Origin of the sequence: uncultured Ramlibacter sp. (assembly GCF_936925435.1) — a bacterium.
GTDB lineage: Bacteria > Pseudomonadota > Gammaproteobacteria > Burkholderiales > Burkholderiaceae_C > Ramlibacter.
The window spans coordinates 92,043-115,136 of record NZ_CAKZHQ010000002.1 but is presented as its reverse complement, the minus strand read 5'-3'; the positions used below and the strand labels follow the sequence as shown (position 1 = coordinate 115,136).

Annotated in this window: 23 protein-coding genes and 1 pseudogene; 11 read left to right on the top strand and 13 right to left on the bottom strand. The window is 68.7% G+C overall.

Annotated features, from left to right (window positions below):
• Window positions 1-8 precede the first annotated feature (8 nt).
• The 3 genes from Q0632_RS00625 to Q0632_RS00615 all read right to left on the bottom strand — a co-directional run bounded on the left by Q0632_RS00625 (window position 9) and on the right by Q0632_RS00615 (window position 2,266).
• Entirely contained in the window at window positions 9-1,316 is a 1,308-nt protein-coding gene (locus tag Q0632_RS00625; RefSeq protein ID WP_298923280.1) for an ATP-binding protein, read from the bottom strand.
• A gap of 145 nt (window positions 1,317-1,461) precedes the next feature.
• Window positions 1,462-2,034: a DUF1439 domain-containing protein gene (locus Q0632_RS00620; protein ID WP_298923278.1), complete on the bottom strand. Its 573-nt coding sequence runs from the start codon at window positions 2,032-2,034 to the stop codon at window positions 1,462-1,464.
• Window positions 2,035-2,047: 13 nt separating this feature from the next.
• Complete coding sequence (locus Q0632_RS00615; protein ID WP_298923276.1) at window positions 2,048-2,266, bottom strand: hypothetical protein; 219 nt, start codon at window positions 2,264-2,266, stop codon at window positions 2,048-2,050.
• Between the two features lie 130 nt (window positions 2,267-2,396).
• Between Q0632_RS00615 and Q0632_RS00610 the strand changes: the two genes are divergently transcribed.
• From Q0632_RS00610 to Q0632_RS00600, 3 genes are read left to right on the top strand one after another with little or no spacing between them, the layout of a single operon-like run.
• Entirely contained in the window at window positions 2,397-2,564 is a 168-nt protein-coding gene (locus tag Q0632_RS00610; RefSeq protein ID WP_298923274.1) for a hypothetical protein, read from the top strand.
• Window positions 2,565-2,604: 40 nt separating this feature from the next.
• Window positions 2,605-3,537: an ABC transporter ATP-binding protein gene (locus tag Q0632_RS00605; RefSeq protein WP_298923273.1), complete on the top strand. Its 933-nt coding sequence runs from the start codon at window positions 2,605-2,607 to the stop codon at window positions 3,535-3,537.
• Between the two features lie 3 nt (window positions 3,538-3,540).
• The gene (locus Q0632_RS00600) at window positions 3,541-4,302 is read left to right on the top strand and encodes an ABC transporter permease (RefSeq protein ID WP_298923271.1); all 762 of its coding nucleotides are present in this window, start codon (window positions 3,541-3,543) and stop codon (window positions 4,300-4,302) included.
• Here Q0632_RS00600 and Q0632_RS00595 read toward each other — a convergent pair.
• Window positions 4,274-5,134: a restriction endonuclease gene (locus Q0632_RS00595; RefSeq protein WP_298923269.1), complete on the bottom strand. Its 861-nt coding sequence runs from the start codon at window positions 5,132-5,134 to the stop codon at window positions 4,274-4,276. The two genes, Q0632_RS00600 and Q0632_RS00595, sit on opposite strands and share 29 nt — an antisense overlap.
• A gap of 149 nt (window positions 5,135-5,283) precedes the next feature.
• Between Q0632_RS00595 and ylqF the strand changes: the two genes are divergently transcribed.
• The 3 genes from ylqF to Q0632_RS00580 all read left to right on the top strand — a co-directional run bounded on the left by ylqF (window position 5,284) and on the right by Q0632_RS00580 (window position 8,544).
• Window positions 5,284-6,228: a ribosome biogenesis GTPase YlqF gene (gene ylqF / locus Q0632_RS00590; protein ID WP_298923267.1), complete on the top strand. Its 945-nt coding sequence runs from the start codon at window positions 5,284-5,286 to the stop codon at window positions 6,226-6,228.
• The gene (locus Q0632_RS00585) at window positions 6,225-6,488 is read left to right on the top strand and encodes a DUF3297 family protein (protein WP_298923265.1); all 264 of its coding nucleotides are present in this window, start codon (window positions 6,225-6,227) and stop codon (window positions 6,486-6,488) included. Before ylqF ends, Q0632_RS00585 begins: the two co-directional genes overlap by 4 nt.
• Before the next feature lie 145 nt (window positions 6,489-6,633).
• Entirely contained in the window at window positions 6,634-8,544 is a 1,911-nt protein-coding gene (locus tag Q0632_RS00580; RefSeq protein ID WP_298923263.1) for a PhoX family phosphatase, read from the top strand.
• On the opposite strand, the gene Q0632_RS00575 is transcribed toward Q0632_RS00580, so the two are convergent.
• Window positions 8,545-10,068: a CYTH and CHAD domain-containing protein gene (locus tag Q0632_RS00575; protein WP_298923261.1), complete on the bottom strand. Its 1,524-nt coding sequence runs from the start codon at window positions 10,066-10,068 to the stop codon at window positions 8,545-8,547.
• A gap of 51 nt (window positions 10,069-10,119) precedes the next feature.
• On the opposite strand from Q0632_RS00575, the gene Q0632_RS00570 reads away from it, so the two are divergent.
• A complete protein-coding gene (locus tag Q0632_RS00570) occupies window positions 10,120-10,734 on the top strand; it encodes a hemolysin III family protein (RefSeq protein WP_298923259.1) in 615 nt (204 codons plus the stop codon).
• Window positions 10,735-10,859: 125 nt separating this feature from the next.
• On the opposite strand, the gene Q0632_RS00565 is transcribed toward Q0632_RS00570, so the two are convergent.
• Window positions 10,860-11,744, bottom strand: a complete 885-nt coding sequence (locus Q0632_RS00565; protein WP_298923257.1) for a LysR family transcriptional regulator — start codon at window positions 11,742-11,744, stop codon at window positions 10,860-10,862.
• Window positions 11,745-11,852: 108 nt separating this feature from the next.
• On the opposite strand from Q0632_RS00565, the gene bla reads away from it, so the two are divergent.
• Entirely contained in the window at window positions 11,853-12,701 is an 849-nt protein-coding gene (bla, locus tag Q0632_RS00560; protein WP_298923255.1) for a class A beta-lactamase, read from the top strand.
• Between the two features lie 39 nt (window positions 12,702-12,740).
• Here the strand turns inward: bla and Q0632_RS00555 are convergent.
• From Q0632_RS00555 to Q0632_RS00530, 6 genes and pseudogenes are all read right to left on the bottom strand, one after another.
• Window positions 12,741-12,812, bottom strand: a pseudogene (locus Q0632_RS00555) (VOC family protein); the annotation flags it as partial.
• Between the two features lie 7 nt (window positions 12,813-12,819).
• Window positions 12,820-14,346, bottom strand: coding sequence for a serine hydrolase (locus Q0632_RS00550; protein WP_298923253.1), 1,527 nt, complete (start codon window positions 14,344-14,346; stop codon window positions 12,820-12,822).
• A 103-nt stretch (window positions 14,347-14,449) separates the two neighbouring features.
• On the bottom strand, window positions 14,450-15,244 hold the full coding sequence (locus Q0632_RS00545; protein WP_298923251.1) for a hypothetical protein: 795 nt from the start codon (window positions 15,242-15,244) through the stop codon (window positions 14,450-14,452).
• 8 nt (window positions 15,245-15,252) lie between these two features.
• The gene (locus tag Q0632_RS00540) at window positions 15,253-18,108 is read right to left on the bottom strand and encodes a filamentous hemagglutinin N-terminal domain-containing protein (RefSeq protein WP_298923250.1); all 2,856 of its coding nucleotides are present in this window, start codon (window positions 18,106-18,108) and stop codon (window positions 15,253-15,255) included.
• Window positions 18,109-18,127: 19 nt separating this feature from the next.
• Window positions 18,128-19,759 carry a ShlB/FhaC/HecB family hemolysin secretion/activation protein gene (locus Q0632_RS00535; RefSeq protein ID WP_298923248.1) on the bottom strand — a complete coding sequence of 544 codons (1,632 nt, stop codon included), beginning with the start codon at window positions 19,757-19,759 and terminating at the stop codon, window positions 18,128-18,130.
• Between the two features lie 170 nt (window positions 19,760-19,929).
• The gene (locus Q0632_RS00530; RefSeq protein WP_298923246.1) at window positions 19,930-20,724 is read right to left on the bottom strand and encodes a MipA/OmpV family protein; all 795 of its coding nucleotides are present in this window, start codon (window positions 20,722-20,724) and stop codon (window positions 19,930-19,932) included.
• A gap of 85 nt (window positions 20,725-20,809) precedes the next feature.
• On the opposite strand from Q0632_RS00530, the gene Q0632_RS00525 reads away from it, so the two are divergent.
• Window positions 20,810-21,727, top strand: a complete 918-nt coding sequence (locus Q0632_RS00525; protein ID WP_367181162.1) for a restriction endonuclease — start codon at window positions 20,810-20,812, stop codon at window positions 21,725-21,727.
• An 8-nt stretch (window positions 21,728-21,735) separates the two neighbouring features.
• On the top strand, window positions 21,736-22,059 hold the full coding sequence (locus tag Q0632_RS00520) for a low molecular weight protein tyrosine phosphatase family protein (RefSeq protein ID WP_298923244.1): 324 nt from the start codon (window positions 21,736-21,738) through the stop codon (window positions 22,057-22,059).
• Window positions 22,060-22,142: 83 nt separating this feature from the next.
• On the opposite strand, the gene Q0632_RS00515 is transcribed toward Q0632_RS00520, so the two are convergent.
• The gene (locus Q0632_RS00515; protein ID WP_298923242.1) at window positions 22,143-22,595 is read right to left on the bottom strand and encodes an N-acetyltransferase; all 453 of its coding nucleotides are present in this window, start codon (window positions 22,593-22,595) and stop codon (window positions 22,143-22,145) included.
• Window positions 22,596-22,737: 142 nt separating this feature from the next.
• Between Q0632_RS00515 and Q0632_RS00510 the strand changes: the two genes are divergently transcribed.
• Window positions 22,738-22,977 carry a hypothetical protein gene (locus Q0632_RS00510; RefSeq protein WP_298923240.1) on the top strand — a complete coding sequence of 80 codons (240 nt, stop codon included), beginning with the start codon at window positions 22,738-22,740 and terminating at the stop codon, window positions 22,975-22,977.
• The last annotated feature ends 117 nt before the right edge of the window (window positions 22,978-23,094 follow it).

Genomic DNA, 23,094 nt, shown 5'->3' with positions numbered 1-23,094 from the left:
TCGCTCCCTTAGGAAGGCGCTCCCAGGGTGAAGTAGAAGACCGCGCCTTCATCCGCGTGCGACTGGGCCCAGACCCGGCCGCCATGGCGGCTGACGATGCGCTGCACCGTGGCCAGGCCCACGCCTGTGCCGGGGAATTCCGTGCTCTTGTGCAGGCGCTGGAAGGCACCGAACAGCTTGTCGGCGTAAGCCATGTCGAAACCCGCGCCGTTGTCGCGCACCCAGTAGGCCGTTTCGCCATTGCTTGCGGTGTCGCGGCCGAACCCGATGCGCGCGCGCGGCTGGCGGGCGCTGAACTTCCAGGCGTTGCCCAGCAGGTTGGCCAGCACCTGGCGCAGCAGGTGGGTGTCGCCCTGGGCCACCACGCCCGGCTCGATCTCCACAGCCACCTCGCGCTGCGGCTCGCGCTCGCGCAGGGTCGCCAGCAGCGAGGCAGCCATGGCACTGAGGTCGACCTCTTCGCGCCGCAGGTCGGCGCGCGAGATCTGCGCCATCGCCAGCATGGAGTCGATCAGCTCGCTCATGTGCCGGGTGGCGGCGCGGATGCGGTCCAGGTAATGGCGGCCCGCGTCGCCTTCGGGGCCCGGCGGCCATTTGCCGCGCAGCAGATTGCTGAAGCCGTCAATGGTGCTCAGCGGCGAGCGCAGGTCATGCGAGACAGCATAGGAAAAGGACTCCAGCTCCTTGTTGGCGGCCTGCAGCTGCGCCGTGCGCTCGCGCACCCGGCCTTCCAGCGCCGCGTTGAGCTGGCGGATCTCCTCCTCGGCGCGCTGCAGATTGGCGTTGGCCTGTTGCTGGCGGTACAGCGAGGTCTCCAGCCGGCGCACTGTCATCGCGCTGGCCAGGGTGATCACGGCGTCGACGAAGCAGAAGTTCAGCGTGATGACGACCCACTTGAGCAGCGGCATGCCTCCCATGCCCGGGACCTGCATGTCCGCGTCGCTCAGGTAACCCACCGTCAGCAGGGTCACGCCGTTGAGGACCAGGGCCGCGATCGCCGGGCGCAGGCCCAGAAGCAGCGAGACCATGATGGGGAGGGCCATCAGGTAGATCAGGCTGACCGGCCCGACATGCAGGATGAAAAAGCTGCCCAGCAGATAGATGGCCGTGACCAGGCCGATCGAGCGCAGCCGGTAGGACCAGCCGTTATGGCTCCACAGGACGTAGACGGCGGCCAGCGCCAGCACGTCGGCCAACACCATGCCATAGCGACCTTCGCGGGTGGCGGCGTAGATGCTGACCAGGCCGACCGCGATGCCGACGAAGAACGCCGCCCGCAAGATGGTGTCCAGGAAGCGCTCGCGCCATTGCGCCATGTCTTCCTGGTGGACCTCAATGGCAGGACGGATGGATGGATACGGCTGGGACTGGGACTCTCCGGATGGCATGTCCGCAGCCTACAGCGCGCCAGCCTCGCAGGCAACGTCGCGTTTCGCGGTCAACCCGACAAATTGCCTGCGCTCAAGGCGGCGGCTGTGCGATAAATCCAACTTCCAGGCCCTGGCGTGTGACCGTGATGGCGCCGGGCTGCAGGCCCAGGCTGTCGGCCAGCGCCAGATCCTGCGGCCTCAATGTGTGCAAGACCAGCTCACCCACCGCCTGGCGCAGGACCTGCGGCAAGGCCGCTTGCAGCATCGCCAGGCCCTGCGCAGGCAGGCCCGGCAGGTCCAGGGCGCGCAGTTCCAGCTGGTGGGCCCGCAGGCTGCGGTCGCTGGCCTCGTAGCGCAGGCCGAACTCCAGCGCGAACCTTCCGTCGTAAGCGCGCTGCAACGCAGCACCGCTGGCGCCGAAAGACACGTCGGCTCCGAGCCGGTTGCGCTCTGGCAACAGGCTCAGCACTGGTGTGCGCAGTTCCAGTTCGAGCGCAGCACCGAACGAGCGGCGCAGCGGGAACCGCGCCGACAGTGCCTGCTGCAGCTGGCCGGCCGAGATGCGGTGGATGGGCACGCCGCCCGCGGAATGGGCGCAGCTTGCCACGGCCAGCGCAGCGCCCGCGCCCAGCGCGCGCAGCAGCCTGCGCCTGCCACCGTGCATGGGGTGCCCGGACTCAGTCCCGGGCTGGACGGATCTTGCCTTCCTTGACGTAGCGGTCGTAGTCGTCCCGCGGGATGGCGGTGGAGCCCAGGCTGCCGTCCTCGTCGGTCCAGCCCAGGGTGGCGCTCTCCGCGGTCAGTTCGATCTCCACCGGGCCGTCGGGAATGGGCAGCATGGCGCCGTCGCCGACGCGAAAACACACGTCGCCACGGATGAGGGCTTGCTGGGTCATGGCGCTGCTCCTGGAATGATGGAAGAGTTCATTGCACCTGCTGTGGCACGCTGTGGCTGTCAGCCAACTGCCCGTGCGCCTGCCGGAGCACGCGTCGGGCGGTACCATCTGAGCCCAAGGAAACAGATCGATGCGCAAACTCATCTTCATCAGCCTGCTGGCGGCCCTGTTGGGCGGCTGCACCATCACCTCGGAAGGCGTCTTCCGTACCTCCCCCGAGGACATGGGTGCCAGCCCCTACGGCCCCTGGATCGACGGCGGCGGACCGCGCGGGGCCTCGGGCGGCGGACCCTCCTGAGGCAGCAGCCCGGCGTGGGATGGGGTATCGTCGCGGCCACATGAGCGATGCCATCCTGTCCATCACCGGCCTGTCCAAGACCTACGCCAGTGGCTTCAGTGCCCTGCAGCAGGTCGACCTGCAGATCCGCCGCGGCGAGATCTTCGCCCTGCTGGGCCCCAACGGCGCCGGCAAGACGACCCTGATCAGCATCGTCTGCGGCATCGTCAACGCCAGTGCCGGCCAGGTCACGGTGGACGGCCACGACATCCGCGCCGACTACCGGGCGGCGCGCTCGCTGATCGGCCTGGTGCCGCAGGAACTGACCACCGACGCCTTCGAGACGGTGTGGAACACCACCTCATTCAGCCGCGGCCTGTTCGGCAAGCCGGCCGACCCGGCGCACATCGAGCGGGTGCTGCGCGACCTGTCGCTGTGGGACAAGAAGGACAGCCAGATCCGCGCGCTCTCGGGCGGCATGAAGCGGCGCCTGCTGATCGCCAAGGCCCTGTCGCACGAGCCCAGGCTGCTGTTCCTGGACGAGCCCACGGCCGGCGTCGACGTGACGCTGCGCCAGGAGATGTGGGCGCTGGTGCGTAAGCTGCGCGACACCGGGGTGACAGTCATCCTCACCACCCACTACATCGAAGAGGCCGAGGAGATGGCCGACCGCATCGGCGTCATCAGCAAGGGCCGCATCATCCTGGTGGAGGACAAGACCGAGCTGATGCGCAAGCTGGGCACCAAGCAGCTCACGCTGCAGCTGGCCCAGCCGCTGCAGGCGCTGCCGGCGGCGCTGTCGGACCTGCCCCTGGCCCTGGGCGCCGGCGGCAACGAGCTGACCTACACCTACGACGCCAACAGCGAGCACTCGGGCATCGCCGACCTGCTGCAGCGCCTGGACGCGGCCGGCCTGGCCTTCAAGGACCTCAAGACCAGCCAGAGCTCGCTGGAAGACATCTTCGTCAGCCTGGTGCGCGAGAAAGAAGCCTGAGCCATGAACCTGCACGCCGTCCGCGCCATCTACCTGTTCGAGATGGCCCGCAGCTTCCGCACCCTGGTGCAGAGCATCGTCTCACCGGTGGTCTCGACCTCGCTGTACTTCGTGGTGTTCGGCTCGGCCATCGGCTCGCGCATCCCCGAGGTGGGCGGCGTCAGCTACGGCGCCTTCATCGTGCCCGGCCTGGTGATGCTGGCGCTGCTGACGCAGAGCATCAGCAACGCCTCCTTCGGCATCTACTTTCCCAAGTTCACCGGCACCATCTACGAGCTGCTGTCGGCGCCCGTCTCCACGCTGGAGATCGTCATCGCCTATGTGGGTGCGGCGGCCACCAAGTCCATCCTGCTGGGACTGATCATCCTGGCCACCGCGGCGCTGTTCGTGCCGCTGCAGATCCAGCATCCGGGCTTCATGTTGCTGTTCCTGCTGCTGACCTCGCTGACCTTCAGCCTGCTGGGCTTCATCATCGGCATCTGGGCCGACGGCTTCGAGAAGCTGCAGTTCATCCCCACGCTGATCATCACGCCGCTGACCTTCCTGGGCGGCACCTTCTATTCGATCGACATGCTGCCGGCCTTCTGGCAGAAGGTCAGCCTGTTCAACCCGGTGGTCTACCTGGTCAGCGGCTTCCGCTGGAGCTTTTATGGCGTGTCGGACGTGGGCGTGGCGCTCAGCCTGGGCATGACCCTGCTGTTCATGGCCCTGTGCCTGGGTGGCGTGGTCTGGATCTTCAGGACCGGTTACCGGCTGAAAAGCTGAAAAGCTTGGTCTTGCGCACCGGCAGGGTGAAGTCGCAGGTCGGGTAGTCGACGCAGCCCCAGAAGGTGCGGCCGCGCCGGCGGGCGCGCCGCTCCACCATCTTGCGGCCGCAGTTGGCGCAGCTGGGGCGCCAATAGTCGCCCTCGTAGGCGACCTCCAGCAGCGCCTTTTTCTGCGAGGGCGTGCGCTGCGAGATCAGGGCCAGCAGGCCCAGGCTGTCCATCGCGCTGATGCCGTGCGCCTTGGCGAACTCGCGTGCGTCGGCGCTGAAGCTGCCGGTGGTGGCGAAGCTGGCGCGCAGCAGCTTGTTGCTGGTCATCAGCAGGTGCAGCGCGCGCAGTTCCTGGACATCCACCTGGCGCCCCGGCCAGTGGCGGCAACGCACCAGGCCGGCCGGCGCCTGGCCATGGCGGACCGACAGCCAGATGTCGGCGCCGCCTTCGGGCCCCTGCAGCTCGGTGCGGGTCTCGAAGCCGCCCTGGGCGAACAGGGCGGCGCAGACCGCCTCGAAGCGGCGCCATTCGATGTCGCGCAGGACCTGGCCGTTCCAGACCACGGCCGGCGGCGCCAGATCGCGGTTGGAGGGCTGCTCCATCGGTTCGCCCATGTGCGAGTCCATCTGCGAGGCGAACATGCTGGTGTTGCCCATCTGGGTGGAGTCCATGCGGGACACGCCGGGTTTGCCGCGCCGCACGCGGATGGCCACGGCCGCCACCAGCAGCAGCATGCCGCCGGCCACCAGCCACTGCACCGGGCCGCGCAGCGCTTGTGCCGGCGGAAACAGCGAAGCCAGCGCCAGCACGGCGCCCAGGCCCAGAAAGGAGGCGGCCATGCCCATCAGCTGCCGGGCGGGGTCTTGTCGTCTGCGTGGCTTGCGGTGTCCAGCCATGTCTGTTGAGTCTCCCAATGCCCGCCATTAGAGCAACGCCAGCCGCGCGGGGCAAGCGCGCCGCCTAGAATCCGGGTCCAGCAAGGAGCAAGATGGCGATTCAGTGGTTTCCCGGGCACATGCACCTCACGCGCAAGGCGATCACCGAGCGCGTCAAGGAGATTGACGTCGTCATCGAGGTGCTGGACGCGCGCCTGCCCGGCTCCAGCGCCAACCCGCTGCTGGCCGGCATGACCGGCCACAAGCCCACGCTGAAGATCCTCAACAAGCAGGACATGGCCGATCCGGCCCGCACGCAGCAGTGGCTGGCGCACTACAACGCCCAACCCGGCACCCGCGCCATCGCCCTGCAGGCCAGCAATGCCGCCGCCGTGGCGCCGCTGGCAGCTGCCTGCCACGAGCTGGCCCCCGGGCGCGGCGGCCTGGCCAAGCCCATGCGGGTGCTGATCTGCGGCGTGCCCAACGTGGGCAAATCGACCCTGATCAACGCCTTGTCCAACAAGCGCCACGCCAAAACCGGGGATGAGGCCGGCGTCACCAAGATGGAACAGCGCATCACGCTGGCCGACGACTTCTACCTCTACGACACGCCCGGCCTGCTGTGGCCGCGCATCATCGTCCGGCAAAGCGGCTTCCTGCTGGCGGCCAGCGGCGCCATCGGCCGCAACGCCTTCGACGAGGAGGAGGTGGCGCTGGAGCTGCTGGACATCCTGCGCCAGGACTACCCGGGCCAGGTCCAGGCCCGCTACAAGCTCGAGGGCGTGGCGGCCATGAAGGACGAGGAAGTGCTGGAGGCGATTGGCCGCAAGCGCGGCGCCCTGCTGGGCAAGGGCAAGATCAACACCCAGAAGGTCGCCGAGATCGTCCTGACCGAGTACCGCGGCGCCATCCTGGGCCGCATCACCCTGGAGACGCCCGAGCAGTTCGCCCTGTGGCTGGCGCAGGGCCAGGAGCTGGACGCCGAGCGGCTGGCCAAAAAGGAAGCCAGGGAGACGGCCAAGGGCAAGGGCAGGGGGAAAGGCAAAATAGCGCCATGACCGACGCCACCGCCACCCCTTCTCCCGCCAAGCCCGAACTGCCCGACCACCTGTCGATCGACCCGCGCAGCCCGCACCATGTCGCGGCCATCTTCGAGCACGACATCGGCATCCGCTTCAATGGCAAGGAGCGTTTCGACGTCGAGGAATACTGCGTCAGCGAGCGCTGGATCAAGGTGCCGGCCGGCAAGACGGTGGACCGCAAGGGCCAGCCCCTGATGCTCAAGCTCAAGGGCGAGGTCCAGGTCTTCTACAAGTAGGGCGCTGCGGCCGCAGGCGGTGGCCAGGCCGCCGGCCATGGAGCGGCCATTGCGCGGGAGGGGGTGAAACCGTCGCTCGACGACATGGTTGTCATATTTCCTTCGCAGAATCCTCTGCCATTCCCCACGAAACGCAGAGGACACCATGGCCAAGGACTTTTCCACAATGGAGGACAGCAACCGCTCGTCCAATCCCTCCATCCACGAGATTTCCAGCCCTGCGCGGCGCACGCTTCTCAAGGGCGGCCTGGGCACGGCCCTGGGCGGCCTGCTGGCCCCGCTGGCTGCCACGCTGCCAGGCTGCGCCGCCACCGGCGGCACAGGCCCGTTGCTGGGCTTCAAGAGCGTGCCCCTGTCCACGGCCGACCGGCTGGCCGTGCCCGAGGGCTACATCGCCGAGGTGATCGCCGCCTGGGGCGAGCCGGTGGGCCTGTCGGGGGAGAGCCCGGCCTTCAAGGAGGACGGCTCCAATACGGCCGCCGAGCAGGAAGCCCAGATGGGCATGCACCATGACGGCATCCATTTCTTCGCCCAGGACGGCAGCAAGAGCGGCCTGCTGGTGATGAACCATGAGTACGTGGACGACGGCTTGCTGCACCGCGACGGCCTCAAGACCTGGAGCGCTGAGAAAGTGCGCAAGGCCCAGGCCGCCCATGGCGTCTCGGTCATCGAGGTGGCCGACAAGGGCGGCAAGTGGGAGGTGGTGCGCCCCTCGCCCTGGGCACGCCGCATCACATCGCGCACGCCCATGGAATTCAGCGGCCCGGCGGCGGGCCACGCCCTGCTGCGCACCGCCGCCGACGCAACCGGGCGGCGTCCGCTGGGCACGCTGAACAACTGCGCCAGCGGCATCACGCCCTGGGGCACCTACCTGACCTGCGAAGAGAACTTCATCTTCTATTTCAACGGGCCCGAGCAGCCCAATGCGCACGAGCGCCGCTGGGGCCTGCGCAAGAACGGCGCGGGCTACCGCTGGCACGAGCACGACGAGCGCTTCGATGCGGTCAAACATCCCAACGAACCCAACCGCTTCGGCTGGATCGTGGAGGTCGACCCCTTCAACCCCAGTTCCACGCCCATCAAGCGCACGGCCCTGGGCCGGGCCGCCCACGAGGGCGCCACGGTGGCCGTGACGCGCGACGGCCATGCGGTCGTGTATTCCGGCGAGGACGCGCGCTTCGAGTACATCTACAAGTTCGTCAGCCGCGACAAGATCAAGCCCGGTGGCGGTCGCGCAAACGCCGACTTGCTGGACCACGGCACGCTGTATGTGGCGAAGTTCGACGCCGGCGGCGCCGGCCGGTGGATCGCGTTGACGCACGGCCAGGGGCCGCTGACAGCCGCCAACGGCTTTGCCGACCAGGGCGAGGTTCTGGTCAAGACGCGCCAGGCCAGCGACCTGCTGGGCGCCACCAAGATGGACCGACCCGAATGGATCGCGGTGGACAAGCAGGGCTGGGTCTACTGCACCTTGACCAACAACTCCGAGCGCGGCGCCGCCAACCGGCCCGGCACCGACGCGCCCAACCCGCGCGCCGACAACAGCATGGGCCACATCATCCGCTGGAAGGATGCGGGCGACTTCGACGCCACCAGCTTCCAGTGGAACCACTTCGTGCTGGCCGGCGACCCGGCCAATGCGCGGGCCGAGGCCAGGGGCAATGTCAAGGGCGACGCCTTCGGCTGCCCCGACGGCCTGTGGGTGGACGGCCGCGGCGTGCTGTGGATCCAGACCGACATGTCGACCTCGGCGATGGGCAAGGGCGACCTGGCCAAACTGGGCAACAACGCCATGCTGGCGGCCGATGTGCACACCGGCGAAACGCGGCGCTTCCTGGTCGGGCCTTCGGGCTGCGAGGTGACGGGCGTGACCGGCACGCCGGACGGGCGCACGCTGTTCGTCAACATCCAGCATCCGGGCGAAAGTCCGTCGGAAAAAAGCGATCCCGACCAGCCGCGGCGCTATTCGAACTGGCCCGACTTCCGCCCCGCCGGCCGGCCGCGTTCGGCCACCGTGGTGGTGCGCAAGGCCGACGGCGGCGTGATCGGAACCTGATCAGGCTTTCTCCCAGAACGGGCGCGCGGCAGCCAGCCGCTGCAGCGTCTTGCGGCAGGCCTTGGCTTGGGCCGGCCTGCGCTCCTGCAACCAGTGCACGGCAAACAGGGCGTCCGGATCGCTTTGCGCGAGTTCTTCGAACAGGCCCTGGGCCATGATCTCGTCGTTGAACTGCCCCAGGGCATCCTGCGCGGGCTTGATCCGCGCCATGGAGCGCCGCACGGCGCCGGCCGGGTACAGGGGCGCGGCAAATTCACCCAGGTAGCGCAGGCGCTTGAGGCGCTTGCGCACGCGGTGTTGGCGGTCCTGGTCCAGCTTGGGGAAGCGTTTGCCGTCTTGCGTGACCTGCTCGTGCAGCTCGCGCAGGTGGCTGCGCACGGTCTTGCGCACGCGCCCGCCTGCCGCACTGCGTTCCTGCTGCGCGCGCAGGATCAGGCCCAGCACGGCGTCCTGGAAGGCATCGGCGCGCACCAGGTCGGCCGGGTCGGCCCCTTCTTGGAATGCGCGCGGGATGCGCAGCGGCTTGCCGCCTGCGGCCTCGACCAGGGGCGCGACGGCCTGCAGCACATGGCTGCGATCGCGGCGCTCCCCCAGGGCGCGGAACACCTCGAGCAGGATGGGTTCCCGGCGTGCGCGCTCCCCGGCGAACCCGGGTAGTTCGCGCAGCGCCGTGCGCAGCCGGCGGATGCCGACACGCAACTGGTGGACATGTTCCTCCGACTGGCTGCCCGCCGCGATTTCACCTGCATTGCCGACGACCTGGTCCATGCAGGCATCGAGCACGGCGGCCGCGAATTCACCCATGCCGGGCTTGTCCGGCAAGCGCGGGGCACTGGCGCCCACGGCCGGCCCGTACAGTTCGCCCGCCACAAGCAGATGGCCGCGCGCGGCCTTGCTCGCGGTGGACAGGCACAGGCGCCATCGGCTGCGCCATTGGCGCGCCAGCACCAGCAGGTCCTGCATGCTGCCTTCCACCAGTTCCAGTTCCAGCTCCCGGATGGGGCGGCTGCAGCCCGCGGCCAGCACCTGTCCCTCGTCCAGGGCCAGTTCCACGACGGAGCGGCCGGCGTGCACGCGCACCGCATGCCTGCGGACCTTGACCTCGAACGCAGGCGGCAGCGCTGGCCAGGCGGCGTCCTGGTCCAGGCCCAGGGCTTGGCGCAGGGCCTCGCGTGCCGCCCTCGGCGTATGGCGCCCTGGATCGAGCACCGGCGGCTTGCCCCTGCGCACCGGCCCCAGCGGCACTTCGTCTTCGACCCGCTCAAACACCTGGCCGCCCGGCGCCTTCAGTGTCTGCACCCAGTGGCCGTGCTCGCGGCGCAGCCGCAGACTGAGCTTGGCGCGCGCCAGTAAGCCGTCGGCCGTGTCGTGGTAGATCGCGTGCAGGTCGGCAGCTTGCGCGCCCGCGGCCTTCATCTCCTTGCGCAAGCCGTCCCATGCGGCTGCGGGAACCTCGAACTTGAGCTCGCGCTCCGCGCCAGCCACGTCCTGCCCCTTGCTGGTGTTGCGTTGACCTTTTGCCATCGGTTTGCCTTTTCGTCGCGAAAGCGTCGCACAAATGCCCTACCGTGCCGCATGCGCCACGGTGAACGTTTCAACACAGCCAGCCATCTGCTGGGCCTGGCCGTGTCCGCAGCCGGCTCGGCGGTGCTGTTGCCGTGGGCCTTCCAGCATGCGGATGCGACGGCGTTCCTGGGCATCGCGCTGTTCGCATCGGCCACGCTCCTGCTGTATGCCAGCTCCATCGCTTTCCACAGCACCCACGGGCGGGCTCGCGCCATCCTGGAGCGGCTGGACCACGGCGCCATCTTCGTCCTGATCGCGGGCAGCTACACGCCCTTTGCCCTGGCGTCGCCGCGCCACGGGGTCCACCTGGGCCTGCTGGCCCTGTTGTGGCTGGCGGCCCTGGCCATCGCCGGCAGGGCCCTGGCAAGGCCTGCCGCGCCCGACCTGAGGAACTATGTGGTTCTGGGTTGGCTCGCTGTCGCTGCCGCGATTCCCGTTGCCTTGCGCGCCGGCACAGGCGCCATCACGCTGCTGCTGCTGGGCGCGCTGGTCTACAGCGGCGGGACGCTGTTCTACCGCAACCGCATGGGCTGGCGGCATGCGCATGGTTGCTGGCACCTGTGTGTGCTGGGTGGAACGGCTGCGCACTTCGCTGCCGTGAGCCATCTGGTCAAAATGCCATGACATAGGTGAAAAAGGCTCGCAGCCCCCGGAAAATGGACCTGGGCAGCTATCGAAAAATGAGCGTTCGCCGGCTCTCCCTGTGTCAGGCCTGCCCCAGGCTAGCCGCATTCAGCCCTCGCGTGGCCTCACTGTGACAAAGCGTTAGCCGGCCCTGCGACGGCCGCCAGCAGCCACTGCCGGAAAGCCTGCATGGCGGGCGACACCGGCCGCGATTGGAGCCGCGTCAGCCAGTAGCGGCCGGCAGCCACTTCCAGCGCAAAGGGCTGGGCCAGTCGCTCGTGGCGCAGATCGGCCGCGACCATGGCCGCCGGCAGCAAGGCCACGCCGGCGCCCTGCATGGCGGCTGCCGCCATGGCCAGCGACGAGTCGAACACCGGGCCGCGCAGCAGCGGCGGCGCCGCCACGCCCGCGGCCTCGAACCAGCGCGTCCATTCATCGGCGCGGTAGGAGCGCAGCAGGGGCTCGCCCAGCAGGTCGGCCGGCGCGCGCAGGCGCCGTGCCAGCGCCGGCGCACACACGGGCGACAGCGGCGCCGCCTGCAAGGCATCGGCTTGCGTGCCGTGCCAGGCGCCGTCGCCGAAGCGGATGGCGTAGTCCAGGCCTTCGCCGGCCAGGTCGACGCGGTTGTTGTTGGTCAGCAGGCGCAGGTCGATGAAAGGGTGCTCGCGCCCGAAGGCCTCCAGCCGCGGCATCAGCCAGCCCACGGCGAAGGTGCCCACCGCCGCCACCGTCAGCGGCTCGCGGTAGCGCCCGCCCTGGAACTGGCCCAGCACCGCGGCCATGCGGCCGAAGGCATCGGCCAGCGCGGGCAGCAGGGCCTGGCCTTCGTCGGTCAGGGCCAGGCCGCGCGGCAGGCGGCGAAACAGCGGCGTGCCCAGGCGCTCTTCCAGGTTCTTGACCTGGGCGCTGACGGCGGTCTGGGTGACGTTCAGTTCGATGGCCGCGCGGGTGAAGCTCAGGTGGCGGGCCGACACCTCGAAAGCGCGCAAGGCGTTCAAAGGCAGATGCATGGCCCATATTTTCTGTGGTTTCACCTTCGAAATCGCCGTTTGTACCGGCAACAAGGGGTTGCTATCGTTCGCCCGCTTTCACAACAACCGCACAGGAGAAATCAGGCAATGAACCGACGCAGCCTCATGCAAACCATCGTTTACGCCATCGCCGCCGGCAGCCCGCTGGCCGGGCTGGCCCAGCAGAAAAACTGGCAGGCCATCGAGGCCGGCGTGGGCGGGCGCCTGGGCGTGGCCGTGCTCGACACGGCCACCGGCCGCCTGGAGGGCCACAAGCTGGACGAGCGCTTTCCCATGTGCAGCACCTTCAAGTGGCTGGCCGCCGCCCACGTGCTGCAGCGTGTCGACCAGGGCCAGGAGCGGCTGGACAGGCGCATCCGCTACGGCCGCGAGGTGCTGCTGCCGCATTCGCCCATCACCGAAAAACATGTGGACGAGGGCATGAGCCTGGCCGGTCTGTGCGAGGCCACCGTCACCATCAGCGACAACGCCGCCGGCAACCTCATCCTGCAAAGCTTGGGCGGCCCCGAAGGCCTGACACGCTACGCCCGCAGCCTGGGCGACACGGTGACGCGGCTGGACCGCACCGAGCCCACGCTCAACGAAGCCAGGCCCGGTGACCCGCGCGACACCACCAGCCCGCGCGCCATGGTGCAACTGCTGCGCGCCACCATGGTCGGCGACGCGCTGTCGCCCACCAGCCGGGCCCAGCTGGTGCAGTGGATGGAAGCGACCAGCACCAACGGCGCGCGCCTGAAGGCCGGCCTGCCCGCCGGCTGGCGGCTGGGCAGCAAGACCGGGACGGGTGGGCGCGGCTCGACCAACGACGTGGGCGTCTACTGGCCGCCCGGCCGCGCGCCCATCGTGGTGGCGGTCTACCTCACGCAGTGCGAGGCGCCGGCGGCGGCGCGCGAAGCCGCCATCGCCGCCGTGGCCAGGACTGTCTTTGGCGGCTAGGCTCAGTCAGGCTGCTGCCACTGCGGGTTCCAGGCGATGGTCGCGGTAGAAGGCGACGGCGCGCTCCAGGTCGTCCACGCCCAGAGTGATGAGGGTGATGTGGGGTTTCATCAAGGCATCACTCCTTCACGCGGCCGTGCATCAGCAGCGTGTCGCCATCGCCATTGGCATACAGCAGTTCCAGCTTGCCGTCGCCCAGGAAGCGCGCGGTCCACTCGGCCACGAAAGCGGCTTCCAGGTGCTGGGTCTCGATGCGGAATGTGGTTTCGTCCACCCAGCGGCCGCGGCGCGCCCACAGCTTGTCATTCGCGCGGGTGGACTCCACATAGCGGCCGTCCAGTCCCATGGGGCCGCCCCGTGTGCTCTGGCCTGTGAATGCCTTGCTGTCGGCCTGCAGCAGGCGATAGGAGGGCTGGGATGCGCCCAGGTCCAGGGCGAACTCGCGGTAGCCCCAGGCGTTGGGTTCCAGCACATGGCTGCGGCGCGACTGCGCCAGGGCGGCGGGGGACGGTGTCTGCGACGACGGGTCGGCCCGCAGGGCAAAGCGCTGCATGGCCTGGGCCAGCTGCGCCTGGGCGGCGGAGTCTTCAGGCAAGGCTGCATCGCTCTTGACGGCATGCAACAGGTGGTTGCGCACCAACTCGCCGGCGCGTGGGCCGCGTGTGGTGTCGGCGGTCTTGCTGGTGAGGACCAGCATCATGTCCTGCTTGGGCAGCAGCACGATGGCCTGGTTGTGGCGTCCCAGGGCGGCGGCAAAGGGCACGGTGGTGTCCAGCCACCACAGGCTGCGGTAGGGCGGCGGTCCGGGCGGGGGCGCGCCCTCATTGAGCAGCGCTTCGGTCCAGCCAGCAGGCAGCAGCTGCTTGCCCTCCCACTGGCCACGCCGCAGGTGCAGCAGGCCGATGCGCGCCATGTCGCGCGGTGCCAGAAAGAGCGAGCTCTCGCCCACGCTGTGGCCCTGGCGGTCCGCAATCCAGCGGAAGTCGTTAATGCCCAGCGTCTTGAACAGGCCGCCGCGCGCGTAGTCCGCCGCGTTCGCACCGGTGCTGCGGCTGAGCACCACCGACAGCAGGTGCGGCGCGGCGCCGCTGTACAGAAAGCTCTCGCCCGGCGCCGCCACCGGCAGCGCCAGGATGTAGCCGGCCATGTCGGGTGCGCTCCACATCTTCACCGCGTCGGACTGCGCGTCGTAAGGCGTTTCTCGCCACTGGATGCCGGCGCGCATGTCCAGCAGGTGGCGCAGGGTCAGTGCCTCCTGGCCCGGGCCGTTGGCCGGGTGCTGGGGAAAGAAGGACAGCACTTTCTGCTGGTCGGAGGCCAGCTTGCCTTCTTGCAGGGCCGTGCCCACCAGGGTGGCGACCACGCTCTTGGTCACCGAGCGCAGGTCGTGCCGCAATCCTGCACGGAAGGGCGCGGCATAGGCTTCGGCCACGATGCGGCCGTGGCGCACGACCAGGACGCTGTCGGTGTTGAAGGCCGGCGTGGCCAGGTAATCGAACAGGCCGGCCAGCGCGCCCGGGTCCAGGCCCTGCGATTCCGGCGTGGCCGTGCTCCATTGCGTGGTCGGCCACGGTGTGGGGGCCGGCTGCGCGTGCCCCGCCAAGGAGCTGAGGATGAGGGCGCAGGCAAGGAGCGGGTGGCGCATCGGCGGATTGTGACGTGCCGCGGCCGCTGGCGGCGTTCTCAGAGGGGAATTCGCCCCTGGCCCGCGTCCATCGCGCGTCAATTGCTATGAAATCAGTAGCGAACTAGCGCACCTCGCAGTCGACGGCGGAGCTTTTGTTGCCGATGCCGGTGCCGGTGTTTGGTGAACTTCCGCCGGTCGCGGTGAACGTCGGCGGCAGGGTGAGCATCACGAAGGGATTGATGGGGACGATGACGGGAAGGCGGATGGGCGAGGGGGTGTAGCCGAACTGGCCGGCGTTGAAGCTCATGCTGCCCGCCTGGTTGGTGAGGTTGAGCATCCCGTCTTGCACGAACACGTGGAGCCCCGAAGGCCGGAACCCCGGGCCCGGCGACGGAGCGACCAATTGCGCCACCTGCCAGAGCGCGGCCTCGGTGGCGACATCGGTCACCGGGCCGGCCAGGGCCGCCATGGCCGCGCGCGCATAGGCGCGCTGCGCGACGGCGGCGCCGGGGTCAGGCACAAAGCTCACGTCGAAGGTCGCCGCCGTCGCCGTCAGACGGTTGTCGCCCGCTTCCAGTTCCAGCGGGACGCCCGGCGCCGCGGTCATCCGCACCTGGCCCTGCAACAGCACCAGCTTGCCGGCCTGCAGGCGCAGCCGCGTGTCCGGGCCCAGCAGGGCTTCGCCGCCGCCGGCCAGCGCGACGCGCATGTAAGTGGCGGGCTCGGTGGACAGGGTGTCGCCCTGTTCCACGGTGGACCGCGCGGCCAGCACCTTGACGGCGCCGCCGGCGCGCGCCGCCAGCACGAAGCCACTGAGTTGTTCCACCTGGCCGGCCGCGGGCGCGGCGTGGGCGGGCAGGGCAGCGCCGCACAGGGCGGCGACGAGAACGGTCAATGCAAAGGGATGGTGTTTCATGGTGGTCCTCAGTTGCAGTACATCTTCTTGGCGACGTCTTCTTTTTTGACGTCGCTCTTTTGGGTCACCAAGTCGCCCTTCTTCTCGACTGTCTTGCCTTCCTTGGCTGTGGCGGGGGACGATATTTTCTCGGCGGAGCCGGTGCCGACGCCGGGTGTCGCGTTGCTGCCGGAGGTGGCGGTGGTATTGATGATGTTCACGGTGCTGTTGAGGGCTTGCGCCACGGGCTCATTGGAACCGGCTTGCCCGCCCTGCGCTGCCGCAGCAGCGGCTTCGGCGGCCGCCTTGACCGCGGCCTCCATAGCCGCCTTGACCGCGGCCTCCATGGCCGCTCTGGCCGCTGTTTCCGCTGCAGCCAAGGCCGCGGCCTTGGCTGCAGCTTCGGTTGCCGCCTTCTCCGCCGCGGCCCTCGCGGCAGCCTCCGCGGCAGCCCTCAAAGCCGCGTCCGCCGCAGCCTTGGCCGCAGCCTCCGCAGCCGCCCTTGCAGCCGCTTGCGCGGCAGCCTGCGCCACCGCCTGTGCAGCAGCTTCTGCAGCCGCCTGGGCGGCAGCCGCTGCGGCTGCCGCCGCTGCGTCTGCCGCCGCCTGTTGTTCCAGCACATGGGTGCAGCCCGCCGTGGCGGGGGTGACCCGGCACACGGCCAGCGACGGCAGCACCACCGTGCATCCCGCGAGGGCCGGAGTCGTGACGCACTGCGCGATGCTTGGCAGCACGGCGGTGCAGCCCGGCGTTGCAGGTGCGGCGATGCAAGCGCCCAGCGTGGGCGGCGGCAGCACGACCGAGCAGCCGGGCGTGGCGGGGGCCGCCTGGCAGGCCAGCAGCGTCGGCAGCACGGCGCCGCAACCGGCCAGGCCGGCGGTGGCGATGCAGTCGGCCAGCGAGGGGCGCAGCACCACGTCCTGCACGGTGACGCGGCCGCTGGTGGACGACACGATGGAATTGTTCGTCATCGTGGTGTTGGCCTTCAGCGTCACATCGCCGCTGGTGGACGACACGATGGCATTGTTGGTCATCGTGGTGTCTGCCTTCAGGACGACTTCGCCCGCGGCCGAAGTGACATCGGACCGGATGGTCAGGCTGCCTGCCTGCACGTCGATGGGACCGGTGCCGGTGGCGGTGATGCCGCCTTCGCCGGGCAGGCTGCCGATATTCACGCCCGCGGCGCGGAACTTGAAGCCGTTGGCGCCGCCGGAGGAGCCGGCCACCTGGAAGACGTTGTTGTCAGCGTGGCGCAGATCGACCGAGCCGGTGGTCGCATGCGCCGCCAGCGAATACACCGAGAAAGCCGCGGTCTGCACGATGTCGCCGGTGGCGGTGCGCAAAATGAGCTCGCTGTAGTTCAGGCTGGAGATGCGGGCTTTGAGCTGGATGCCGGCGCTGGCGCTGAGCGTCAGCCTCTTCTCCTCCGGGATCATCACCGGGCTGAGGACGTAGATGATGCCGGCGCCGGTGGCGTTGGTGTTTGCGGTGTTGACCGTCACAGCGGCGTTCGTGGCCAGCGCGGAAGCGAGGGTGCTCACCAGCAACAGCGAATCGCGTTCCGTCTCCACGGGGCCGAATTGACCGGGGTCGAATGCCTCGGTGCCGACGGAGCCTTCCATGCCGGCACCGGTGGCAGTGGCCTGGTCGGCGGCGATGTAGATGTTGGTCGGGTCCAGCAGCAGCTGGCCGGGGCGGCCCTGGGGGGCGCGCGTGTCGACCAGGCCCTGCATGTCCAGCGTGCGGCCCGAGACTTCGACGAAGCCGCCGTCGCCCGAGGCGGCGCCGCCGCGGGCGCTGATGCTGCCGTGCATGCGGGTGCCGCCGTCCGACCAGGCGATGACCTTGCCGCCGTCGCCGCTGTCGATGGCATCGGCCTTGATGCTGGCCTCGCTGCCGACGCGCAATTGCTGCGCGTTGGCGATGGCCGGGTTGCCGCCCTGGTAGTCGCCGCCCGCCAGCACCGTGCCGCCGCCGCTGCGACCGCTGGCATCAACCTGGGCGTTGCCGCGCAGGGCCACGCGCTCGCCCAGCAGGTGGATGCTGCCGCCCTTGCTGTCGCCGGTGGCACTGGTCTTGCTGCCCGCTTCCAGCAGCAGGTCGCCGCTGGCCTTGAAAACGATCTTGCCGCCGGCACCGAGCACGGCGCTGTCGGCGTTGACCAGGCCGCGCTGGCTGACCAGGCCGCCATAGATGCCGACATTGCCGCCGCCGGCCACGATCTGCCCCAGGTTCAGGGCCTGGTCCTGCGGCGCGCTGACCACCACGTGCAGGTCGGGGTTGGACGAGTCCGCCAGCCGCACGCTGCGGCCGGCCGCCAGCACCACCTCGCCGCCGGGCGCATGGAGCAGGCCGCTGTTGTCGACCTGGGGCGCGATCAGCAGGATGCGCCCGCCCTGGGGCGTGCGGATCTCGCCCTGGCTGGCGACACGGCCTTCGCTGCCGTTGCCGCTGAAGTTGAGCCGGCCGGCCAGGAAGTCGGCGTTCGTCATCGCCAGGCTCGATGCCACCAGGCCGTTGACGTCCACCCGCGAGCCGGCGCCGAACAGCACGCCGTTGGGATTGAGCAGGAAGACCTTGCCGTTGGACTGCAGCGAGCCCAGGATGAGCGATGGGTCCTGCCCGGTGACGCGGTTGAGTACGCTGCTGGCGGCGCTTTGCTGGTTGAAGCGCGCGGTCTCGCCGGCCCCCACCGAAAAGCCCTGCCAGTGGAGGATGGCGCCCGGTGTGTTGGTGATGGTCAGGACGTTGCCGGCGCGCTGGACGCTGGCCTGGCCGTGGACCACCGTGGGCGCGGTCGGCAGCTGCGCCAGGGCGGCGCCGCTGCAGGCCAGGGCGATGGCAGCGATCGTGCGGCGCAGCGTGAGGGCGTTGCTTGTGTGCATGGTGTGTGCCTTGTCCATCTCAGTACGAAAGGGCCAGGCCCACGTGGAGCCGGGTGTCGCCGTTGGCGCGGTAGCCGCCGCCGTTGAGCACGCGGCCCAGGTCGACCTGCAAGCTGGCGTGGCGGTGGGCCAGACGCAGGCCCAGGCCCAGGCTGGAGATCGTGGTGCGCTCGTCTTCGCCGGGCTGCACGTTGTTGCGCGAGACCGTGGCCCCGTCGGCGAAGGCCAGCGCCCGGCATTGCAGCGCCGTCACGGCCGTGGCCGCGCACCAGTTGGGCGTCTGCACTTCCACGCTGGCAAAAGCGCCGCTGTCGCCGGCAATCTCGCGCTCGGTGAAGCCGCGCACCGAACCGGCGCCGCCGGCGCCGAACTGTTCGCCCGCCACCAGGGCGTCGCGGCTGGTCTGGCCGTTGCCGCGCACCAGCAGCTGCCATTGCTGCGGCAACTGGCGCTGGTAGAGGCCGCCCAGGCGCAGCAGCTTGTAGCTGGAGGTGGCGCCTATGCGCTGCGCGGCGAAGTCGGCGTCGCGCCCGCCGGAGCCGCCGGGCAGGTTGACCACGCCGGTCAGCTGGAAGTTGGCGAAGGCCTCGGCCAGGGGCAGCTCGGCGGCCCAGCCCAGCGACAGCGGATGCAGGGTGACATCGCCGCCCAGCTGGGTGCCGCTGTAACCGATGTCGTTGAGGTAGTTGCGGTGGTCGATGCCCAGCGTGAGCGCCGACGCCACGTCGCCCCACTGCGGCATGGTGTGGTTGTAGCGGGTGCCGAAGGTGGAGCCCTTGCCGCTGACCAGCAGGTTGAGCACGCCGGCGGTGACCGAGCCCGAATCCACGTCGGAATGGCTGGCGAAGAAGTCCATCGAGTCGCCCAGCGCGTACAGCGGCAGGTGGTAGCCCGCGGCGTAGACGCTGACCTGCGAGGGCTTTTCGACCGAGGTGCCGTACTGCAGGCTGGCCACGTGGTCACGGCCGAACAGGTTGGCGTGCTGGACCAGGGCGTTGATGCGGGTGCGGCCGGTGTCCGGGGTGCCGGTGTTGTCGGCGGTCAGGCCCAGGCGCCAGGGCTTTTCGTCGCGCACGCGCAGCGTGGCGTCGATGGTGCCGGCCGCCTCGCCGTCGGCCAGGGCCATGGTGACCTGCTTGGCGGGGTTGGTGTTGGCGATTTTCAGGCTGGCCGAGATGTCGCGCACATTGGGCACCGTGCCCTCGCGCAGGGCGGGCAGGCTGGCGCGGATGTTGGTGGTGTCGAAGTTCTCGTTGCCTTCGACCCGCACCGCGCCGATGCGCGCCTCGGTCACCTGCAGGCGCACCACGTCTTTGTCGAGCTCCTGCTCGGGCAGGCTGACCACCACGGCGTTGTAGCCGCGCTTGCGGTAGGCCGCCTGCAGGGCCTCTACAGCGCGGCGCACATCAGCAAAGCCTTGCCTGGTGCCGGTGTAGGGCGCCAGCAGGCTCAGAACCTCGGCGGCGCCCAGCAGGCTGTTGCCTTCCACAGCAAAGCTGTTGATGGCAAAGCGTGGGCCGGCATCGGTGGCCTGGGCGTGGGCACTGCCAACGGCGAATGCGCAATTGATAGCAAGGCCCAGGGCGAGAAGCTGTGCAGGCAGGCCTGGAGCGGCAGCGGGGTGCTGTCCATGGCGCTTGGAAAGGGTCATGTCGGTCCGACGTTGGGACGTCGCCGAGATGGTTACGCCATGTAAGCCGTTATACACAGCGACATGTGCATGGCAAGCGTTACGAAGTCACAAAAAGAATTACGCCAAAGGATAGAGCGGCTTTGGGGCGATCCGTTGTTTGCTGCCCACGGCGCCCTGTGGGCCAGCGCCTAGAAGCGGTAGCTGGTGAAGATGGAGAGCGTGGCCTGGCTCGCATCCTGGGTGATCGGGCTGCGGGCAGCGTCGCCTTGCAGCCTGGAGAACACGACCCGGCCGCCCAGGCCGAACTGGGGCGTGATGCCATAGTTGGCGCCCAGGGCCAGGCGCCAGGAATTGAGCCCGCCCTCGGGGTGGTATTGCGGCCGGCCGGAGCTTGCGCTCTGTTCGGCGTCGATGCCGAAGAAGGTCTGCTGGCGGTTGCGGTCGGCCAGGGTGAAGCCGGGCGCGGCGCTGACCCAGAAGCGGCTGCTCACGTGGTAGCGGCCTTCCAGGTCGACCAGGGCGAAGGTCCCATGGCCGTTGCCGCCCACATCGGTGGTAACTGCCGCCCTGGCGGTGAACCAGTCCTTGGCGTAACTGCCGAACAACGCCAGCTGCGCGGTGTTGTCGATGTCGCCCAGGCCAGCCAGCCGCGCGTCGTCGGACTCCTCACGCGGCTTGGCAAAGCCGCTGCCCCCGGCAATGCCGAAGCGCCAGGTCGGCGTGTCCACGAAATTGAAGCCGGCGCCGAAGGGCACGCCGGCATTGGGCAGCGCCCCGAAGAACCAGGGGCCCTTGCTGGCGATGAACAGCGGGGCCACCCGCGTCTTTTGCGAGTCGCTGCCCGGGTAGTCGGGCTGGCTGACCACGCCCAGGCCGACGTTGAAGTTCCAGGCGTCTTTGGCCGGTTCGGTCTGGGCATGGACGGGCGCGGCCGTTGCCAGCAAGGCCGCGAGGGGGGCGAGAAGACGAAAGAGTTGGGTCATTTACTGCGCTCAATGGTTGGAGCGCCATCGTGCCTGAATCCGGACGGCCGTTGGGGCAAGCGGGGCGCACTCCCTGGTTTTCCTGGTGGCGAATCTGGCTCCTCAGAACTGGGTAGATAGGGGCTTCGGTGCGGCGAAGGATGCCAGCGGTGCCTTAGGATGGCCGCAACAAGGGGAGCCAATGGCCGGACGCAGAAAACAGGGCGAGACGAAAGACTTGATGGACCTGGTGGCCACGCTGCCGTGGTGGGGGGGTGTCGCGTTGGCCGTTGTCGGCTACCTGGTGCTGCACCAGTTTGCCGTGCTGCCCACGCCCAGCGCGCAGCCCGGGCAGATGGCCGGCTTTGCAGGCCGGACCTTGCTGGCCACGTTTGCGTACTTCTTTCAGTACTTTTTCCCGTTGATGTGCCTGCTGGGCGCGCTGGTGTCTTTCCTCAAGCGCCGCAAACGCGCGGGTCTGGTCGATCAGGTGACACAAGGCAAAGGCCCGGAGATGCTCAATGGCATGTCCTGGCGCGAGTTCGAGCTGCTGGTGGGCGAAGCCTTCCGCCTGCAGGGCTATGCGGTGCGCGAGCAGGGCGGTAGCGGCGCGGACGGTGGGGTCGACCTTGTGCTGCAAAAGGACAGGGAAACCTACCTCGTTCAATGCAAGCAATGGAAGGCGTTCAAGGTGAGTGTGCAAACCGTGCGCGAGTTGTACGGTGTGATGGCAGCGCAAGGGGCGGCTGGGGGATTCGTCATCACCTCCGGCCGCTTCACGTCCGAGGCGGTGGAATGGGCGGAAGGCCGCAACATCGAGCTGATGGACGGCGACCAGCTGTTCGCTCTGATCCAGCAAGCAAAAGCTTCGCGCACGGGCGAGCCCACACATGCGGCCACCGCGGAGCCGGCCTGTCCTGTGTGCCAGCACGCCATGGTGCGCAGGAAAGCCGGTAAGGGCGCCAATGCGGGTGCGCAGTTCTGGGGCTGCTCGCAGTTTCCCGCTTGTCGCGGGACACGCTGAATCGCCCTATGCACCGCGTCCTCTTCATTTGCAGCCGCAATCGCCTGCGCAGTCCGACAGCCGAACAAATCTTCTCGGGCCGCAACGGCATCGAGACAGACTCCGGTGGGCTGGCGCCGGACGCTGATTCGCCGGTGACGCCGGACCAGGTGCAGTGGGCTGACGTGATCTTTGTGATGGAAAAATCGCACAAGGCCAGGCTGGGCAAGCGATTCCGTGCGCAGCTGAACGGCAAGCGCATGGTCTGCCTGGACATTCCCGACAACTACACCTTCATGCAGCCTGAACTTGTGGCACTGCTGGAGAAGAAGGTGGCGCCGCATCTGCGCTGAAACGCTGGGAAGGCCGCAGAGGCTGTCCAGGGACTTTTTTAAGCTGAATCGGCCTCTAGCCCCCGAAAAATGGGCCTGAGATGCTATAAAAATGGAAGCGTATCGGCCTGCCAGGCCTTCTTCATGGTGATCAGCGCATAGTCTTTGGCATAGCCGTCGATGCGTCCGCACTCGGTATACCCCTGCTTGGCGTAGAAGCCGGGGGCCTGCCATTCAAAGGTCTCCAGCGCTGCGCCGATGGCGCCCACGCCGCGCGCGTCGTGCTCTGCCTGCGCAAGCAGGCGCGAGCCCAGGCCCTGACCGCGGGCGGCATCGGCCACCCACAGCACCTCAACCCGCAGCCAGCGCAGGAACACGAAGCCGCGCAGCCCACCCAGCAATTGCCCATCAGCGCCTTTGGCGTTGAGGCGGATGGGGTGTGCTTGCGGGTACTCCCCGACAAACCGGTAGTTGAATTCGCGCAGCTGCTGGCCGAGGACGCCGGAGCGGACTTCCTCCTCGGTGGCGGCAACGATCAGGGGCAGTTCGGACGGCATGGGCGCGCAGCTTACTCCGGCGGCGGCCAGCGGGTGAGGGCGGCAGTCAAGCCCGGCTGATGGCGCAACGTGTCGGCGCCGGCTGACACTGTTGGCAAGCGTTTGGGCCTACGGTGGCACAACCCCAACCCAAGGACCTGCCATGCAAGAAAAATCTTCCGACCCCCATCCCTTGAGCGACCTGGCCTACGACTGGATCACGCTGATGCAGAACAAGGCCCAGGCCCTGCTGGCCTACGACCAGTACATCAAGGACGCCGAAGCCGCGGGCTCGCCCGAATGCGCAGCGTTCTTTCGCAAGGTGCACGACACCGACAAGGCCCAACTGGCCGAAGCCAAGGAGCATTTGGTGAAGGTGCTGCAGGGGAAGATGGGCAAGTAGTTGCCTCTAAACGGCTGGTGCGGCACCCCAGGGCGCTTTTGAGAGAGGAATCGGCCGCTAGCCCCCGGCCAATGGACCTGTGGCGCTATGAAAAGTGAAGCGCCACGGGTGTGGCGC